Annotated in this window: 13 protein-coding genes; 8 read left to right on the top strand and 5 right to left on the bottom strand. The window is 63.4% G+C overall.

From position 1 onward, the window contains the following. Positions 1-695 precede the first annotated feature (695 nt). The 7 genes from DMX11_RS21525 (at position 696) to yccS (ending at position 11,761) form a co-directional block, all read left to right on the top strand. Entirely contained in the window at positions 696-2,498 is a 1,803-nt protein-coding gene (locus tag DMX11_RS21525) for an acyl-CoA dehydrogenase (protein WP_110746615.1), read from the top strand. Positions 2,499-2,530: 32 nt separating this feature from the next. After that, the gene (locus DMX11_RS21520) at positions 2,531-3,973 is read left to right on the top strand and encodes a TldD/PmbA family protein (protein WP_110746613.1); all 1,443 of its coding nucleotides are present in this window, start codon (positions 2,531-2,533) and stop codon (positions 3,971-3,973) included. Continuing rightward, on the top strand, positions 3,973-5,292 hold the full coding sequence (locus DMX11_RS21515) for a TldD/PmbA family protein (protein WP_110746611.1): 1,320 nt from the start codon (positions 3,973-3,975) through the stop codon (positions 5,290-5,292). Before DMX11_RS21520 ends, DMX11_RS21515 begins: the two co-directional genes overlap by 1 nt. Positions 5,293-5,358: 66 nt before the next feature. Beyond that, the gene (gene mdtD, locus DMX11_RS21510) at positions 5,359-6,786 is read left to right on the top strand and encodes a multidrug transporter subunit MdtD (protein WP_110746609.1); all 1,428 of its coding nucleotides are present in this window, start codon (positions 5,359-5,361) and stop codon (positions 6,784-6,786) included. A 112-nt stretch (positions 6,787-6,898) separates the two neighbouring features. Continuing rightward, positions 6,899-8,236: an ATP-dependent RNA helicase DbpA gene (dbpA, locus tag DMX11_RS21505; protein WP_256590652.1), complete on the top strand. Its 1,338-nt coding sequence runs from the start codon at positions 6,899-6,901 to the stop codon at positions 8,234-8,236. Between the two features lie 76 nt (positions 8,237-8,312). Next, the gene (locus DMX11_RS21500) at positions 8,313-9,494 is read left to right on the top strand and encodes an NAD(P)/FAD-dependent oxidoreductase (RefSeq protein ID WP_110746604.1); all 1,182 of its coding nucleotides are present in this window, start codon (positions 8,313-8,315) and stop codon (positions 9,492-9,494) included. 83 nt (positions 9,495-9,577) lie between these two features. Next, complete coding sequence (gene yccS / locus DMX11_RS21495; protein ID WP_110746602.1) at positions 9,578-11,761, top strand: YccS family putative transporter; 2,184 nt, start codon at positions 9,578-9,580, stop codon at positions 11,759-11,761. A gap of 41 nt (positions 11,762-11,802) precedes the next feature. Here the strand turns inward: yccS and DMX11_RS21490 are convergent, their stop codons facing one another. Next, a complete protein-coding gene (locus tag DMX11_RS21490; protein WP_110746599.1) occupies positions 11,803-12,540 on the bottom strand; it encodes an ABC transporter substrate-binding protein in 738 nt (245 codons plus the stop codon). A gap of 155 nt (positions 12,541-12,695) precedes the next feature. Here DMX11_RS21490 and DMX11_RS21485 point away from each other — a divergent pair, with 155 nt between their 5' ends. After that, a complete protein-coding gene (locus DMX11_RS21485) occupies positions 12,696-13,148 on the top strand; it encodes a GNAT family N-acetyltransferase (protein WP_110746597.1) in 453 nt (150 codons plus the stop codon). A gap of 32 nt (positions 13,149-13,180) precedes the next feature. On the opposite strand, the gene DMX11_RS21480 is transcribed toward DMX11_RS21485, so the two are convergent. The 4 genes from DMX11_RS21480 to fba all read right to left on the bottom strand — a co-directional run bounded on the left by DMX11_RS21480 (position 13,181) and on the right by fba (position 17,475). Then, positions 13,181-13,477: a helix-turn-helix domain-containing protein gene (locus tag DMX11_RS21480; RefSeq protein WP_110746596.1), complete on the bottom strand. Its 297-nt coding sequence runs from the start codon at positions 13,475-13,477 to the stop codon at positions 13,181-13,183. A gap of 12 nt (positions 13,478-13,489) precedes the next feature. Further along, on the bottom strand, positions 13,490-13,990 hold the full coding sequence (locus tag DMX11_RS21475; RefSeq protein ID WP_110746594.1) for a M48 family metallopeptidase: 501 nt from the start codon (positions 13,988-13,990) through the stop codon (positions 13,490-13,492). Positions 13,991-14,029: 39 nt separating this feature from the next. Beyond that, positions 14,030-16,156 carry a bifunctional diguanylate cyclase/phosphodiesterase gene (locus DMX11_RS21470; protein WP_110746591.1) on the bottom strand — a complete coding sequence of 709 codons (2,127 nt, stop codon included), beginning with the start codon at positions 16,154-16,156 and terminating at the stop codon, positions 14,030-14,032. 254 nt (positions 16,157-16,410) lie between these two features. Continuing rightward, a complete protein-coding gene (fba, locus tag DMX11_RS21465; RefSeq protein ID WP_012274520.1) occupies positions 16,411-17,475 on the bottom strand; it encodes a class II fructose-bisphosphate aldolase in 1,065 nt (354 codons plus the stop codon). Between the last annotated feature and the right edge of the window lie 26 nt (positions 17,476-17,501).

Below are 17,501 nucleotides of genomic sequence, written 5' to 3'. Positions count from 1 at the left end.
CATGCAGTTGGAGGCCTTCGAAGCGGTCAGCGATAATCCACAAGCCAAGCTGTCAGCTGTGATCAACTAAACGGCGAACTCAATGGCAAGAGCCATGATGAGTTACACCACTTCCCGGGACACGATCCTTTCTAAAACCATATCACCCGCTCCTACGGGCCAATTATGCCTGTGGGATTTGCGCGCGCCTCGGCGCATGGCGCGATATCGCGTCGTATGAATAAGGCAGTCGCGCGCGCCTGTCACAGGCCTGACTGGCCCGAAACAAGCGTAGGAGCGAGCGCAGCTCGCGATGCGCCGCGCGGGCGGCGCTCGGTCTCACAGGTGCACCAAAAATCAAGGCAAGCACCTGTATGCCCCACCCTTTGTAAAAACCATATCACCCGCTCCTACGGGCCAATTATGCCTGTGGGATTTGCGCGCGAACGCCTTGGCGCATGGCGCAATATCGCGTCGTATGAACAAGGCGGTCGCGCGCGCCTGTCACAGGCCTGACTGGCCCGAAACAAGCGTAGGAGCGAGCGCAGCTCGCGATGCGCCGCGCGGGCGGCGCTCGGTCTCACAGGCGCAACAAAAATCAAGGCAAGCACCTGTATGCCCCACGCGCTCTAACCCCATATCACCCAAACCTATTAACCTCCCCCCCACCCACCCGATTCCCTACACTCGCAGCATCCCGCCTCAGGACCGCCACCATGCCCGAGACCCTGCTCAGCCCCCGCAACCTGGCCTTCGAGCTCTACGAAGTGCTGGACGCCGAAGCCCTCACCCAACGCCCGCGCTTCGCCGAACACAGCCGGGAAACCTTCGACGCGGCACTGTCTACCGCCCGCACCATCGCCGAAAAGTTTTTCGCCCCGCACAACCGCAAGGCCGACGAGAACGAGCCGCGCTATGTGAACGGCCGCGCCGAACTGATCCCCGAAGTGAAGCCCGCCGTCGACGCCTTCCTCGAAGCTGGTTTCCTCAACGCCAACCGCGACTTCGAGGTGGGCGGCATGCAGCTGCCCAGCCTGGTCTCGCAAGCCTGCTTCGCGCACTTCCAGGCAGCCAACGCCGGCACCACGGCCTACCCGTTCCTGACCATGGGCGCCGCCAACCTGATCGAGAGTTTCGGCACACAGGAACAGAAACACCTGTTCCTACAGCCAATGATCGATGGCCGCTACTTTGGCACCATGGCCCTGACCGAGCCCCATGCTGGCTCGTCGCTGGCCGACATCCGCACCCGCGCCGAACCTGCAGCGGACGGCAGTTACCGACTCAAGGGCAACAAGATTTTCATCTCAGGCGGCGATCACGAGCTGTCGGAAAATATCGTGCACATGGTCTTGGCCAAGCTGCCCGACGCACCGCCCGGCGTTAAAGGCATCTCGCTGTTCATCGTGCCCAAGTACCACGTCAACCCGGACGGCAGCCGTGGCCCGCGCAACGATGTGCTGCTGGCCGGGCTGTTCCACAAAATGGGCTGGCGCGGCACTACCTCCACAGCCCTGAACTTCGGCGACAATGGCCAGTGCGTCGGGTACCTGGTCGGCCAACCGCACCAAGGCCTGGCCTGCATGTTCCAGATGATGAACGAAGCACGTATCGGCGTTGGCATGGGCGCGGTCATGCTCGGTTACGCCGGCTACCTGTATTCGCTGGAGTACGCCCGCCAGCGACCGCAAGGGCGGCTGCCGGACAGCAAAGACCCGCTCAGCCCGGCAGTACCGATCATCGCGCACACCGATGTGAAACGAATGCTGCTGGCACAAAAGGCTTATGTAGAAGGCGCCTTCGACCTGGGACTGTACGCCGCGCGCCTGTTCGACGATACCCAGACCGCCGACGACGAAACGTCGCGCAACCAAGCGCAGGCGCTGCTCGACCTGCTGACCCCGGTCGTCAAATCCTGGCCTTCGACGTTCTGCCTCAAGGCCAATGAACTGGCAATCCAGATTCTCGGTGGCCACGGCTACACCCGGGAATACCCGGTAGAGCAGTACTACCGGGACAACCGCCTGAACCCGATCCACGAGGGTACCGAAGGCATCCAGTCGCTCGACTTGCTCGGTCGTAAACTGGCCCAGAACCAAGGTGCCGGGCTCAAGCAACTGATCCGCCTGATCGCCACAACCGGCGAGCGTGCAAGCCACCACCCTGAACTCGACCCACTGCGCCAGCCACTGGAGCAACTGGTCAACCGCCTGCAAGGCGTTACCCTGGCCCTGCTCGGCGACCTGGCCCAAGGCAAAGTCTCCGGCGCCCTGGCCAACTCGGCCCTGTACCTCAAGGCCTTCGGCCACTGTGTAATCGGCTGGCGTTGGCTGGAACAGGCGGTTCACGCCGAGCTAGGGCTGCTCAAGGGCATCGCTGCTGATCGCGACTTCTACCTCGGCAAGCTGCAAGCCGCACGTTATTTCCTGACCTGGGAAGTACCGGGCTGCCATAATGACCTGGCATTGCTAGAGGCGCGCGACGACACTTGCCTCACCATGCAGGACGAGTGGTTCTAAGGGGGAGCCACCGTGTACACGGAGGCTTCCGCATGTTCGATTCCAGCGCCCTGCTGCGCCAGCGCTTCGCCGCGCTGCGCAGTACGGCCGAGTTGTATTCCCTGCGCCATGTGAAACAGTCGCACCAGGCGCTGTCGGTTCGCCGCAATGTCGCCGAACCGCCCTGCTTCAGCCAGGACGAAGGCGCCATGCTCACCGTGCGGATCAATGGCGTGGAGGCCTATGCGGCCACTGCAGACCTGTCCCAGGCTGGATTGCAGCGCGCCCTGGAGCAAGCCGAGACGCTGGCCCGGCAGATCGCCCGGCACAGCCTGTTGGACCTGCGCGAACAAACCGTGCCCAGCGCACGCCACGACCATGTTTCGCCCAACTTCGACCAACCCGTACCCAGCCTCGCCGACTGCCTTGGCCTGCTCGCCGCCGAATCGGCCAGCGTGCCCAAGGACAGCCGCCTGGTGGACTGGCAGGCCAGCCTGGGGCTGAGCCTGGTCGAGCAAACCTACCTCAACTCGGCCGGCGCCGAACTGCGCCATGCCCAACGCTTTCTGTTCCCAGGCCTTGGCGTAACGGCCAGCGATGGCCAAGACAGCCAGAGCCGCAGCCTGGGCCGTGACAACTTCGGCCAGCAGGGCGGTTTCGAGATCATCGAGCGCTGTGGCCTGGTCGGCGCGGCCACCCGGGTAGCCGACGAGGCGCTGCAGTTGCTGCTGGCACCGAACACCCCCAGCGGCCCGCGCGACCTGCTGTTGATGCCCGACCAGATGATGCTGCAGATTCACGAATCCATCGGTCACCCACTTGAGATGGACCGCATTCTCGGCGACGAACGCAACTACGCCGGCACCAGCTTCGTCCAGGCCAGCGACTTCGGCCACCTGCAGTACGGTTCCAGCCTGCTCAACGTGACCTTCGACCCAACCATCGGCGAAGAGCTGGCCAGCTATAGCTTCGATGACGACGGCAGTGCAGCCAGCAAGCAGTTCCTGATCCGCGACGGCCTGCTGCTGCGCCCGCTGGGCGGGGCGCTGTCGCAGTTCCGCTCCGGCCTGGATGGCGTGGCCAACAGCCGCGCCTGCGGCTGGAACCGGGCACCGATCGACCGCATGGCCAACCTCAATATCGAGCCGGGCGACCAGTCTCTCGAGCAACTGATCGGAGGCATCGAGCACGGCATCCTGATGCGTACCAACCGCTCCTGGTCCATCGACGATGCGCGCAACAAGTTCCAGTTCGGCTGCGAATGGGGCCAGTTGATCGAGAACGGCCAGCTCAAGGGCATCGTCAAGAACCCAAACTACCGTGGTATCTCCGCGCAGTTCTGGCGCAACCTCTCGGCGGTCGGCGACCGCAGTACCTTCCAGGTGCTGGGCACGCCCAACTGCGGCAAGGGCGAACCCAACCAGGTGGTGCGCGTGGGCCACGCCTCACCAGCCTGTGTGTTCCGCCAGATTGACGTATTCGGAGGAGATGCATGATGAAACAGGCTTTCGAAACCCTGGTCGGGGATGTGCGCGCCGTCCTGCAAGCGGGCGAGCAGTTCACCCTGGGCTACAGTGCCGAGCAGTCGCAATTCGTGCGTTTCAACCACGCCAAGGTGCGCCAGGCCGGCGAAGTGAGCCAGGCCAGCGTGCAGTTGCGCCTGATCCACGATGGCCGCCAGGCCGAACAGCAAGTGACCTTGAGTGGCGATGCGCAGCTGGATCGCCAACGCCTGGCGGATGCCCTGAAGCAGCTGCGCCAGACACTGCCGCTACTCGCCGTCGACCCTTACCTGCGCCTGGACGAGAGCGCCTGGCACAGCTACAGCCAGCAGGCGCAGCCGCTGCCAGACCTGAACGAAGTGCTGGCACTGCTGGAGCGTGAAGCCGGTGACCTGGACCTGGTCGGTATCTACGCCGCTGGCCCGATCTGCCGGGGCTTCGCCAGCTCGTTCGGCGCTTTCGGCTGGCACCAGGCCAACAGCTTCAACTTTGACTGGAGCCTGTTCCACGAAAACGGCCAGGCGGTGAAGGCCAACTATGCCGGCCAGCTGTGGAGCGCCGACGACTTCACCGAGCGCCTGCGCCAGGCACGTGAACAGCTAGGCTTCCTCGGTCGCCCGGCTGTCACCCTCAAACCCGGCAGCTACCGCGCCTACCTGGCGCCTGCGGCCATGGACGAAATCGCCGGCATGCTGTGCTGGGGCGGTTTTTCCGCACAGGCCCTCGCAACCGGCAACAGCGCCTTGCAGCGCCTGTATAACGGCGATGCACGGTTAAGCCCTCTGGTAAGTTTCACCGAGCAGGTCAGCGGCTCGCTTAGCCCGGCGTTTTCCGATGAAGGCTCGCCGCGCCTGGATGTGCCATTGATTCAGCAAGGAGAGGCGTTGCAACGGCTGATCAGTGCGCGCAGTGCGGTCGAATTCGAGCTGCTGGCCAATGGCGCCGACAGCTACGAGTCGCCTTGCGCGCTCAGCCTGGCGCCGGGTAGTTTGCCCACCGAGCAGATCCTGCAGCGGCTTGGCACCGGGCTGTACATCAGCAACTTGTGGTACCTGAACTACTCGGACCTGCCGGCAGCACGCATGACCGGGCTTACCCGCTTTGCTACCTTCTGGGTGGAGAACGGGCTGATCCAGGGGCCGCTGAGCACCATGCGCTTCGATGACAGCCTGTACAGCTTGCTGGGTAGCCAGCTGGAGGACCTGACCCAGGAGCGCGAGATGATTTTGTCGACCAGTACTTATGGACAGCGCAGTACCGGGTCGAGCCATTTGCCGGGGGCATTGGTCAAAGGCCTGACGCTGACATTGTGATTGGCATTACCGGCCCTTTCGCGGGGCAAGCCCGCGAAGAGGATGGCCCAGACAAAAGAGGACGTCATGCCTGATCGTGCACCGCTGGACCCCGTCACCGCCCGCTGGATCCCCTGGGTGGTTGCCATCGCTTTCTTCATGCAATCCCTGGACGGCACCATCCTCAACACGGCGCTGCCAGCCATGGCCCGTTCGCTGGCCGAAGACCCGCTGCGCATGCAGGGCGTGATCATTGCCTACATGCTCACCGTGGCCCTGCTGATCCCCGCCTCAGGCTGGATCGCCGACCGTTTTGGCACCAAGCGCATCTTCTTCAGCGCCATCCTGTTGTTCAGCTTCGGCTCGCTGCTGTGCGCCGCCGCCAACAGCCTCGGTTTCCTGATTTTTGCCCGCGTGGTGCAGGGCCTGGGCGGCGCCCTGATGCTCCCGGTCGGGCGACTGGTGGTGCTGCGCGCCTACCCACGCACCGAACTGGTGCGCATCATGAGTTTCATCACCATCCCCGGCCTGCTGGGGCCGCTGCTGGGGCCGACGGTTGGCGGCTGGCTGGTGGAAATTCTCAGCTGGCACTGGATCTTCCTGCTCAACCTGCCGGTCGGCCTGATCGGCTGCTACGCCGTGTGGAAGTTCATCCCCGACCTGCGCGGCGCCGAACGTACCCGTTTCGATACCCCGGGCTTCCTGCTGTTTGGCGCCGCGATGGTGCTGATCACCATTGCCATGGAGGGCCTGGGCGAGCTGCACCTGCCGCACCTGCGGGTGATGTTGCTGCTGTTCGCCGGCATGGCGTGCCTGGCCGCCTACTGGCTGCGCGCCGGACGCGACCCGGAACCGCTGTTCTCGCCCAGTCTGTTCCGTGTGCGTACCTTTGCCATCGGCATCCTCGGCAACCTGTTCTCGCGCCTGGGCAGTGGCGCGCTGCCGTTTCTGGTACCGTTACTGCTGCAGGTAGCGTTGGGTTACTCGCCGGCCGAGGCCGGCATGAGCATGATCCCGCTGGCCGCGGCGGCGATGGTGGCCAAGTCCATCGCCCGGCCGCTGATAGAACGCTTCGGCTACCGTATCATCCTCACCAGCAATACCTTGCTGCTGGGCCTGCTCCTGGCCAGCCTCGGCCTGGTTGACGAGCAGACGCCCTATGCCGTGCTGCTGGTGCAGCTGGGCCTGCTGGGTGCGGTCAACTCGATGCAGTTCACGGCGATGAACACGGTCACTTTGATCGACCTCGACGACGCCAGCGCCAGCAGTGGCAACAGCCTGCTGTCGGTGGTCGCGCAACTGTCGCTGAGCCTGGGCGTGGCCTGTGCCGGGGCCCTGCTCGGCGGTTTCACCGCCGCCGGCAGCGCCGAGGGCGTAGAGTCCACGCTGGGAGCGTTTCAGCTGACCTTCGTTACCATCGGCATCATGGCCATGCTGGCAGCGGCGATCTTCCTGCAGCTGGCACCGACGGACGGAAGGCGTGCCCGTCGTCCGGAACAACACATGGAGTCTTAGGGCGAATGGCCACGAGGCTGGTAGACTATGCGGCATTTTTCGCTTCGCACCGCAGGCCCGCCTCGTGACCACCGAATCCACCGCCTTTGCCACCTTGCCGCTGTCCACTGCCATGCTGGCCAACCTGGACGCCCTCGGCTATGCCTCGATGACGCCGATCCAGGCGCAGAGCCTGCCGGTCATCCTCAAGGGCCAGGACCTGATTGCCCAGGCCAAGACCGGCAGCGGCAAGACCGCCGCCTTCGGCATCGGCCTGCTCAACCCGATCAACCCACGCTACTTCGGCTGCCAGGCGCTGGTACTGTGCCCTACCCGCGAACTGGCCGACCAGGTCGCCAAGGAGCTGCGCCGCCTGGCTCGCGCCGAGGACAACATCAAGATCCTCACCCTGTGCGGTGGTGTTTCGCTGGGCCCGCAGATCGCTTCGCTGGAGCATGGTGCGCACATCATCGTCGGCACTCCAGGGCGCATCCAGCAGCACCTTGACAAGGGCACACTGGTGCTCGACGGCCTGAACACCCTGGTGCTCGACGAAGCCGACCGCATGCTCGACATGGGCTTCTTCGACGCCATCGCCAGCATCATCGGCAAGACCCCGTCGCGGCGCCAGACCCTGCTGTTCTCGGCCACTTACCCGGCCGGCATCAAGCAACTGGCCAGCGACTTCATGCGCAACCCGCAGCAGGTCAAGGTCGAAAGCCTGCACACCGACAACCAGATCGAGCAGCGCTTCATCGAGATCGATCCGCAGCAGCGCCTGGAAGCCGTTACCCGGGTGCTGGGCCACTATCGCCCGCAGTCGTGCGTAGCCTTCTGCTTCACCAAGCAGCAGTGCGAGGACGTGGTAGCCCACCTGACCGCCAAGGGCATCGTCGCCCAGGCGCTGCACGGCGACCTGGAGCAACGCGACCGTGACCAGGTGCTGACCATGTTCGCCAACCGCAGCAGCTCGGTACTGGTGGCCACCGACGTGGCCGCGCGCGGCCTGGATATCGATGGCCTGGACATGGTCATCAACGTCGAGCTGGCGCGTGATGCGGAAATTCACGTACACCGGGTGGGCCGGACCGGGCGTGCTGGCGAGAAAGGCGTTGCGGTCAGCCTGGTGGCACCGGCCGAAGGCCATCGTGCCCAGGCTATCGAGGCGCTGCAGAAGAGCCCGCTGCGCTGGGACCAGTTGGACAGCCTGAAGAACAAGGGCGGTGAACCGCTGCTGCCGGTTATGACCACGCTGTGCATTGCCGCTGGCCGCAAGGACAAACTGCGCCCTGGCGATATTCTGGGTGCGCTGACCGGTGACGCCGGCATTCCGGGCAAGCAGGTGGGCAAGATCGCCATCTTCGACTTCCAGGCGTTCGTTGCCGTGGAGCGCGCGCTGGCCAAGCAGGCCATGCAGCGGCTGAACAATGGCAAGATCAAGGGCCGCGCCTTGAAAGTCCGCATTATCTAAAGTCCGGCAAAGTCCTGTGGGGGCGGGTTTACCCGCTCACACAGGGTTCAGCATTTCAAATCTGAAGGTTCATACCGTGCACTCCACCGACGTGATCATCCTCGGCGCCGGCGCCGCCGGCCTGATGTGCGCCCAGCTCAGTGCCCGCCGCGGCCGCCGGGTACTGCTGCTCGACCACGCCAACAAGCCAGGCAAGAAGATCCTCATGTCCGGCGGCGGTCGCTGCAACTTCACCAACATGTACACCGAGCCGGCCAATTTCCTCTCGCACAACGCGCACTTCTGCAAGTCGGCGCTGGCCCGCTACACCCAATGGGACTTCATCGAACTGGTGTGCAAGCACGGCGTGGCCTACCACGAGAAGAAGCTCGGCCAGCTGTTCTGTGACAACAAGGCCAGCGACATCCTCGACATGCTGCTGGCCGAATGCGATGAGGCCGGTGCCGAAATCCGCATGCATACCAGCATCGAACACATTGAAAAAACCGAGCACGGCTACCTGCTGCAGACCAGCGGCGGCCAGTTCGCCTGCCAGTCGCTGGTGATCGCCACCGGCGGCCTGTCGATCCCCACCCTTGGCGCCACCGGCTTCGGCTACCAGGTGGCCCGCCAGTTCGGCCATACCCTGCTGCCAACCCGTGCAGGGCTGGTGCCGTTTACCATCACCGAGCCTCAGCTGAAGGCACTGTGCACCGAGTTGTCCGGCACCTCGCTGGACTGCACCGCCAGCTGCAACGGCACCAGCTTCCGCGAGAACCTGCTGTTCACCCACCGCGGCCTGAGCGGCCCGGCGATCCTGCAAATCTCGTCGTTCTGGGAAGCCGGTGACACGGTCGAGATCAACCTGCTGCCCGACCGGGATGCGCTGACCTGGCTGCAACAGATGCAAGCCGAGCGCGCCAACGCCGAACTGAAGACCGTGCTGGGCGAGGTGTTCACGCGCAAGCTGGCCAACTTGCTGGCCGAGCAGTGGTTCGAGTCGAAGCCAATGAAGCAGTACACCCCGGCGGAACTGGCGCACATCGCCGAAAAGCTCGCGAACTGGCAAGTAGTACCCGCTGGCACCGAAGGCTACCGCACCGCCGAAGTGACCCTGGGCGGCGTGGATACGCGCGAAGTGTCGTCCAAGACCATGGAATCGCTGAAAAGCCCCGGGCTGTACTTCATCGGGGAAGTGCTGGATGTCACCGGCCACCTCGGCGGTTTCAACTTCCAGTGGGCCTGGGCATCGGCCAACGCCGCAGCGCAGTTCGTGTAGAGTAGAATCCATTCAGCAGCACGGAACGCTTCTTGCTGGCCCGTGCTGCAATGCATTCTTCGCTCACTGCCTAGCAGGCCATCATGTCATCGAGCTCGTTCCGTCAATCACTGCGTCGCCTGTGGGGTCAAGACAAGTTCAGCTACAGCATCAGGGTTACCATCGCCCTCACCGGCAGCCTGGCCCTGTGCTGGTACCAGAACGAGATGGCCCTGCTGATCCCACTGTTCCTCGGCATCATCGCCAGCGCCCTGGCAGAAACCGACGACAGCTGGCAGGGCCGCCTCAGCGCCCTGGCTGTTACATTGGTATGTTTCGCCATCGCTGCACTGGCGGTCGAGTTGTTGTTCCCCTACCCCTGGATCTTCGCCGTCGCCCTGGCTTTGGCGGCATTCGGCCTGACCATGCTCGGCGCCTTGGGCGAGCGCTATGGGGCGATTGCTTCAGCGACACTGATCACGGCGGTGTACACCATGATCGGCGTGGACCAGCGCGGTGGCCAGGTGACGGACTTCTGGCATGAGCCGCTGCTGCTGGTAGCAGGCGCGGCGTGGTACGGACTGCTTTCGGTTCTTTGGCAGGCACTGTTTTCCAACCAGCCGGTGCAGCAGAGCCTGGCCAAGCTGTTCTACGAACTGGGCAGCTACCTCAAGCTCAAGGCCAGCCTGTTCGAGCCGGTGCGCACCCTCGACGTCGAGGCCCGGCGCCTGGCGCTGGCCCAGCAGAACGGCAAGGTGGTGGCTGCGCTCAACGCGGCCAAGGAAATCATCCTGCACCGGGTCGGCAACAGCCAGCCCAACTCCAAGGTCAGCCGCTACCTCAAGCTGTACTTCCTGGCCCAGGATATCCACGAGCGGGTCAGTGCCTCGCACTACCCCTACAACGCCCTGACCGAGGCATTTTTCCACAGTGACGTGATGTTCCGTTGCCAGCGCCTGCTGCGCAAGCAGGGTGCATCCTGCCAGGAACTGGCGCGCTCGATCCGCCTGCGCCAGCCGTTCGTGCTGGCCAGCGGTTATCCCGAGGCCCTTGAAGACCTGAACGCCTCGCTGGAACACCTGCGCATCCAAAGCAACCCGGCCTGGCGCAGCCTGTTGCGCTCACTGCGGGCGCTGGCCGCCAACCTGGAGACACTGGACCGCCTGCTGAGTGCCGCCAGTAACCCGGACAGCCTGGCCGATGCCAGCGACAGCAGCCTGCTCGACCGCTCGCCACGTTCGCTGAAGGACGTATGGACGCGCCTGCGGACGCAGCTCACACCGACCTCGCTGCTGTTCCGCCACGCCTTGCGCCTGCCACTGGCCCTGTCGATTGGCTACGGCATGGTGCACCTGATCCACCCCACGCAGGGTTACTGGATCATCCTCACCACGCTATTCGTCTGCCAGCCCAACTACGGTGCGACCCGGCGCAAGCTGGTGCAACGGATCTTCGGTACCGCAGTGGGCCTGACAGTCGGCTGGGCCTTGTTCGACCTGTTCCCCAATCCGCTCATCCAGTCGTTGTTCGCCGTGGTCGCCGGGGTGGTGTTCTTCGTCAACCGCACCACCCGCTACACCCTGGCCACGGCGGCAATCACCCTGATGGTGTTGTTCTGCTTCAACCAGATAGGCGATGGCTACGGCCTGTTCCTGCCGCGCCTGTTCGATACCCTGGTGGGCAGCCTCATCGCGATACTTGCGGTGTTCCTGTTCCTGCCAGACTGGCAGGGCCGGCGGCTGAACAAGGCGCTGGCCAATACCCTGGCCTGCGCCAGCGTGTACCTGCGCCAGATCATGCAGCAATATGCCCACGGCAAGCGGGACGACCTGGCCTACCGCCTGGCCCGGCGCAACGCGCATAACGCTGATGCTGCACTGTCCACCACCTTGGCCAACATGCTGATGGAACCGGGGCATTTCCGCAAAGAAGCGGACGTAGGCTTCCGCTTCCTGGTGCTTTCGCACACCTTGCTCAGCTACCTGTCAGGGCTGGGCGCGCACCGCGACACGGCGTTACCGGCTGAGGTGCAGGAGCAGTTGATCGAAGGTGCCGGGCAAAACATCGCCAGTAGCCTGGACGAGATTGCCAACGGCTTGGCAGCGCGGCTGCCGGTGGCGATCCACAGCGATGCCGAGGAGGCGCTGGCCAATGCGCTTGAGCAGATGCCGGAAGAGCTGGATGAACATCAGCGTTTGGTGCAGACACAGTTGGCTTTGATTTGCCGGCAGTTGGGGCCGTTGCGGACCTTGGCGGCACACCTGATCAAGGAGCGTGCCCCCGCCTGAGCCTTGGGTTGCCTGACTGGCCCTATCGCGGGCAATAAGGGTTAGAAGCCATGCTGGCGCAGCAGCCGCGCATAGCTGCCGTCAGCCTTCATCGCCGCAATCGCCTGCTCGAAGCGCTCGACGATCTGCGCATGCTCAGGATGCTTCAGGCTGACCAGGATATGCAGGGTGTTCTCCCCCAGCGGCGGCTCCACCAGCATTACGCCATCACGCACCGCTTGCGGCTCCCGCTGCAGGTTGTAGCGGGCCACGTACTCGTCTTCCACCGCCAGGTTGACCCTCCCTGCCGCCAGCATGCGCACCGCCGAGGAAAAGTTGCGCACCGGCACCTTGTCAAGGCGGGTATCGCCATCGAATTCGGGTGAGTAGGCGTAATCCCGGACAACAGCGATGCTATAGGGGTACAGGTCAGACTGATGCTTGTAGCGGAACACTTCGCCCTTGCGCTGCAACAGGCGAATACGATTGGTCAGGTAGGCTTTGGAAAACTGCCCGAAACTGGCACGCGCGTCCTTGTACCAAGCATTGATCAGCACGTCGTAGCGCCCTTCCCCCACCCCCAGCAACGCCCGCGCCCAAGGCGCCTCTTCATAGCCACTGCTGTAGCCGGCGCGCGCCAGCGCCGTGGTGACGATGCTGGTCGCCAGGCCGCCGCCCGGCATGCTGGCATCGGTAAACGGCGGCCAGTTGTCGGCCACCAGGCGTAGCTTGCCGTTACCCGGTGCGGGTGTCGCCAGCATCATTGCCAGCAAACCCAGAACACAAAGCAGTGGCCGCATGCTCACGTCCTTTTGCAGTAGAGGGCACACACTGCCAACGAGATTACACAAAGCCGTTGCCGAGGGCAGCGGCCAATAGTGTCATTTAGCCTCTATTTTGGCCGAAGCGCATGTGGCATGCGATTATCGAGGGCCCATTCAAGGAGTTCGCACCCATGTCCATCGACTGGCTCTGCAAGCATCACACCGACCTCGGCAAAGATCAGCTCTACGCCATTCTTCGGTTGCGCACTGAAGTGTTCGTGGTCGAGCAGCGTTGCGCCTACCAGGACGTCGATGGCCAGGACCTGAGCGGCGATACCCTGCACCTCATGGCCTGGCAGGAGGACAAGCTGGTGGCCTACCTGCGCCTGCTCGACCCGCAGTCACAGGGGGGGGACGTGGTGATCGGGCGGATGGTGACCTCGCCTGAAGCGCGTGGGCTGAAGCTGGGGCACCCGCTGCTGCTGAAGGGCTTGGAGGCGGCGGAGCATTGCTGGCCGGGGACGCCGGTGTACCTGTCGACGCTGGCGCACTTACAGGGGTTTTATGCCCAGCATGGGTTTGCACCAGTGGGTGAGGAATACCTGGAGAACGATATGCTGCATATCGGGATGCGCAAAGGCTGAGCTCACCGGGGCCGCAGAACGGCCCGAGGATTTCAGGGGTAGCCCAGCACGTCGCGGATTTGCCGCAGGTGCCGGATGATCCACTGCTTGTCGATCGCGCCCCAGTCATGGATGCGGTAATGCCCGGCGTGGTTGCGGGCGCCTTCCTGCTGCTCGAACTCGCAGACAATGTCCAAATCGGCCAGGGCGGCGATGGTGTCCTGGGCGGTACGCCGCGGCATGCCGGTGGCTTCCATCAGGGCGGGCACACTGGTCGCGGTGTGGCTGTCGATCAGCCAGGCCACGTACAGCCGGCGGTAGAAGCTGCTCTTGGTCTTGCTCACTTCCATGCTGCATGTTCCTTAGAGATTGCCCGGCAGCTCCCGGTAGGTCAGGTAGACGCGCAGGTCGAATTCCAGTTGGTGGTAGTCCGGCTCCATGTGCTGGCAGAGCTGGTAGAAGGCCTTGTTGTGATCGCGCTCGCGCAGGTGCGCAAGCTCATGTACCACGATCATGCGCAAGAACTGTGGCGCGGCCTCCTTGAACAGCGAGGCAATGCGGATTTCCTTCTTCGCCTTGAGTTTGCCGCCTTGCACCCGGGAGACCGCCGTGTTCAGCCCCAAGGCCCGGTGCGTCAGGTCCAGCCGGCTGTCAAACAGCACCTTGTCCAGGCCAGGCGCGCTGCGCAGGTATTGCTGGCGCAAATCCTGGGCATAACTGTACAACGCCTTGTCGCTCTGCACGTCATGGCGGTCGGGGTAACGGCGCTGCAGGTACTCACCCAGGCGGTCGCTGGCGATCATCTGCCGCACCTGCTCCTGCAGGTGCGGAGGGTAGGCTTGCAAGTAACGTAATACGGTCATGGCGCTGCTTTCGGCGTAACGAATGCCGATTCTAGCCAATCAGGGCCCCGGCCAGGAGAAAATTGCCGGAAAGCCGCTGGCATCCGCTGCCGTCATCGGGTATGCCACCAGGAAGCCCTGTACATATTCGCAACCATTGGCCCTCAGCCAGGCTGCCTGGGCCGGGGTTTCCACACCTTCGGCAATCACTGTGATGCAGTAGTCGGCACAGAGCCCTATGACACTGCGCACCAGCGCAGTATCCACTGCCGAATCGGGCAGGCGCGCTACCAGGTGGCGGTCGAGCTTCAAGGTGTCGATCGGCAGGTCGCGGAGCATGCGCAACGAGCAGTCGCCCGCGCCGAAATCGTCCAGGGCTACCCGCACCCCCAGCTCGCGCAAGCGGTGTATCTGTTTCACGGCAGCATCGATGTTGTACATCAGCGAGGTTTCCGCCACTTCCACTTCAAGCTGCGAAGGCTCCAGCTGGTAGAGCTGGATAACCCGTTGCAGTTCGTCGACCAGGCCAGGCATGACGAACTGCGCGCGGCTCAGGCTGATACCCAGCACCAGGTCCGGCGGGAACCGGTCGTACCAGGCCTGGCGCTGCGCGGCACCTTGGCGATAAATCCAGCTGGCCAGGCGATTGATCAGCCGCGCCTCCTCCAGCAGCGGAATGAACAACCCCGGCGGTACATCGCCAACACTCGGGTGCTGCCAGCGCAGCAAGGCCTCGAAGCCACGCAGACGCCCATCGTTGAAACCCACCTGCGGCTGATACACCAGGGTAAAGTCCTGCTGTTCGATGGCCGCGCGCACACTGTCTTCAAGCATCAGCCGCGAACGCGCCCGGCCGTTGAGCTCCTGGTCGTAGAAGCGATACTGCTGCCGGCCGGCCTGCTTGGCGGCGTACATCGCCGCGTCCGCCGCGCGCAGCAAGCCTTCGACATTGGCGCCGCAATCCGGGTAGGTAGCGATGCCGATGCTAACCCCAAGGCACACATCCAGCCCTTCTACCTCATGGCTGATGGATATGCGTTCAAGCAACCGTTCGGCATAACGCCCAGCCTGCTCGGGGTAAGGCAGGCTGTCGAACAATGCGGTGAATTCGTCGCCGCCCATCCGCGCCAGCAAGGCCTCGCTGCCCAGGCAGTCCTTGAGCTGCTCGGCGACCCATAGCAGCACCCGATCGCCCGCATCGTGGCCCAGTGAATCGTTGATCCGCTTGAAGCCATCCAGGTCCATGTACATCAGCGCCTGCGCCTTGTCCGAGCGCTCGTTGCGCAGCAGCGCACCTTCGGCCGCCTGGTAGAAGCCACGGCGGTTGAGCAGCCCGGTAAGCGGGTCGGTAACTGCCTGGTACTCCAGTTGCTGGTGCAAGTTGCGCACTGCCGACATGTCCAGCACCGTCACCACCATGGCCTGCTGATCAGCCGGCAACGGGGCGCAAGACAAGGCAACCGGCACCAGTTCGCCGCCAAGGGTTCGCAGTTGGGCATCGTGTACGCGGTAAATCTGCCGTCCCAGATAAGCCTGGTAGAACTCCGACTCATCCCACAGGCTGGCATTGGCCATTTGCACCAGGTCGAGCAGGTGGACGCCCCGCAACTGTTGCACCGATGCGGCCAGCAAATGGGAGATGGCCGGGTTGGCAAAGCTGATGATGCCCTGCGCATCCAGCACCAGGATGCCTTCGGCGGCATTTTCCAGAATCGACGCATTGAACGCCCTGGCCGCCTCCAGCTCGCGAGTCAGGCGCTGCAGCATTCGCCGGTTGCGCTGCTGGTCGAGCAGGGCCTGGACCTTGGGCTTGAGTATTTGCGGGTCGAACGGCTTGAACATGTAGTCCACGGCGCCGCTGGCGTAGCCTTTGAGCACGGCCGCTTCGGACTGTTCATTGGCGGTGAGGAAAATGATCGGTGTCAGCCGGGTACGCTGACTGCCGCGCATCAGCCGGGCGACTTCAAAGCCGTCCATCTCCGGCATCTGAACGTCGAGCAAGACCAGGTCGACGTCGTGCTCGAGCAACGCGCTCAGGGCTTCCATCCCCGAACTTGCCGTCAGCACCTGCCAATCCTGCCGGGCCAACAAGGCCCGCATGCTGATGAGGTTCTCGGGGTAGTCGTCAACTACCAGAAGAACCGAGCTGCCATCCAGTGGCAGTGGTTGAGCGTGAGCGCCATCCATGCTGCTTCTCTGTTATGTGACCGACTTCAAGATCCGGTTGGATCCATTCAATACTCTAGACCTGAGCGGGCAACACGCAATGCAATCAGAACGCTATCAATGACTGAACTGTACGTTAGCCGACTAACGGTCGTTCTGCCGAAAATATGTGCTGAATGCTTCAAGCCCCCTGCACAAAAGCCTGCACCGATGCCAGCCCTGGCCCGAAAATGAAAAAACCCGCATTTCTGCGGGTTTCTTGTGTCACCAGTGGATCAGTTGACCTTGGCGGCCAGCTCACCTTTCAGGTACCGCTGATACATGCCTTCCAGGGAGATCGGCTTGATCTTCGAGGCATTGCCGGCAGTGCCGAAGGCTTCGTAACGGGCGATGCACACATCGCGCATGGCCTTGACGGTTTCACCGAAGAACTTGCGCGGGTCGAACTCGCTCGGGTTGGTCGCCATCAGGCGACGCATGGCACCGGTGGAGGCCAGACGCAGGTCGGTGTCGATGTTGACCTTGCGCACGCCGTACTTGATGCCTTCGACGATCTCTTCGACCGGCACACCGTAGGTTTCCTTGATGTCGCCGCCGTACTGGTTGATGATCGCCAGCCACTCCTGCGGTACCGAAGACGAACCGTGCATCACCAGGTGAGTGTTGGGGATGCGCTTGTGGATTTCCTTGATGCGGTCGATGGCCAGCACGTCACCGGTTGGTGGCTTGGTGAACTTGTAGGCACCGTGGCTGGTACCGATGGCGATCGCCAGGGCGTCGACCTGGGTTTTCTTGACGAAATCGGCAGCCTCTTCCGGGTCGGTCAGCATTTGGCTGTGGTCCAGCACGCCTTCGGCGCCGATGCCGTCTTCTTCACCGGCCATGCCAGTTTCCAGCGAACCCAGGCAACCCAGCTCACCCTCCACCGATACGCCGCAAGCGTGGGCCATGGCAACGGTCTGCTGGGTAACGCGAACGTTGTACTCGTAGTCGGTCGGGGTCTTGCCGTCTTCACCCAGCGAGCCGTCCATCATCACCGAGCTGAAGCCCAGCTGGATCGAGCGCTGGCAGACATCAGGGCTGGTACCGTGGTCCTGGTGCATGCACACCGGGATGTGCGGGAATTCTTCGATGGCAGCCAGGATCAGGTGGCGCAGGAAAGGCGCGCCAGCGTATTTGCGGGCGCCGGCCGAAGCCTGGACGATCACCGGGGAGTCGGTCTTGTCGGCCGCTTCCATGATGGCGCGCATCTGCTCGAGGTTGTTGACGTTGAAAGCTGGTACGCCGTAACCGAACTCGGCGGCGTGGTCCAGCATCTGGCGCATGCTAATGAGTGCCATTGTGTATCTCTCTCCCGACAAGCGTC

Origin of the sequence: Pseudomonas sp. LB-090624 (assembly GCF_003205205.1) — a bacterium.
Lineage (GTDB): Bacteria > Pseudomonadota > Gammaproteobacteria > Pseudomonadales > Pseudomonadaceae > Aquipseudomonas.
This window is presented reverse-complemented; position numbering and strand designations above follow the sequence as displayed.

Excerpts from the sequence above, each read along its gene's own strand:
- fba (WP_012274520.1), bottom strand. The coding sequence starts at position 17,475 with ATGGCACTCATTAGCATGCGCCAGATGCTGGACCACGCCGCCGAGTTC.
- dbpA (WP_256590652.1), top strand. The coding sequence starts at position 6,899 with ATGCTGGCCAACCTGGACGCCCTCGGCTATGCCTCGATGACGCCGATC.
- DMX11_RS21475 (WP_110746594.1), bottom strand. The coding sequence starts at position 13,990 with ATGACCGTATTACGTTACTTGCAAGCCTACCCTCCGCACCTGCAGGAG.
- DMX11_RS21525 (WP_110746615.1), top strand. The coding sequence starts at position 696 with ATGCCCGAGACCCTGCTCAGCCCCCGCAACCTGGCCTTCGAGCTCTAC.
- DMX11_RS21480 (WP_110746596.1), bottom strand. The coding sequence starts at position 13,477 with ATGGAAGTGAGCAAGACCAAGAGCAGCTTCTACCGCCGGCTGTACGTG.
- DMX11_RS21490 (WP_110746599.1), bottom strand. The coding sequence starts at position 12,540 with ATGCGGCCACTGCTTTGTGTTCTGGGTTTGCTGGCAATGATGCTGGCG.
- DMX11_RS21470 (WP_110746591.1), bottom strand. The coding sequence starts at position 16,156 with ATGGATGGCGCTCACGCTCAACCACTGCCACTGGATGGCAGCTCGGTT.
- yccS (WP_110746602.1), top strand. The coding sequence starts at position 9,578 with ATGTCATCGAGCTCGTTCCGTCAATCACTGCGTCGCCTGTGGGGTCAA.
- mdtD (WP_110746609.1), top strand. The coding sequence starts at position 5,359 with ATGCCTGATCGTGCACCGCTGGACCCCGTCACCGCCCGCTGGATCCCC.
- DMX11_RS21485 (WP_110746597.1), top strand. The coding sequence starts at position 12,696 with ATGTCCATCGACTGGCTCTGCAAGCATCACACCGACCTCGGCAAAGAT.
- DMX11_RS21515 (WP_110746611.1), top strand. The coding sequence starts at position 3,973 with ATGAAACAGGCTTTCGAAACCCTGGTCGGGGATGTGCGCGCCGTCCTG.
- DMX11_RS21520 (WP_110746613.1), top strand. The coding sequence starts at position 2,531 with ATGTTCGATTCCAGCGCCCTGCTGCGCCAGCGCTTCGCCGCGCTGCGC.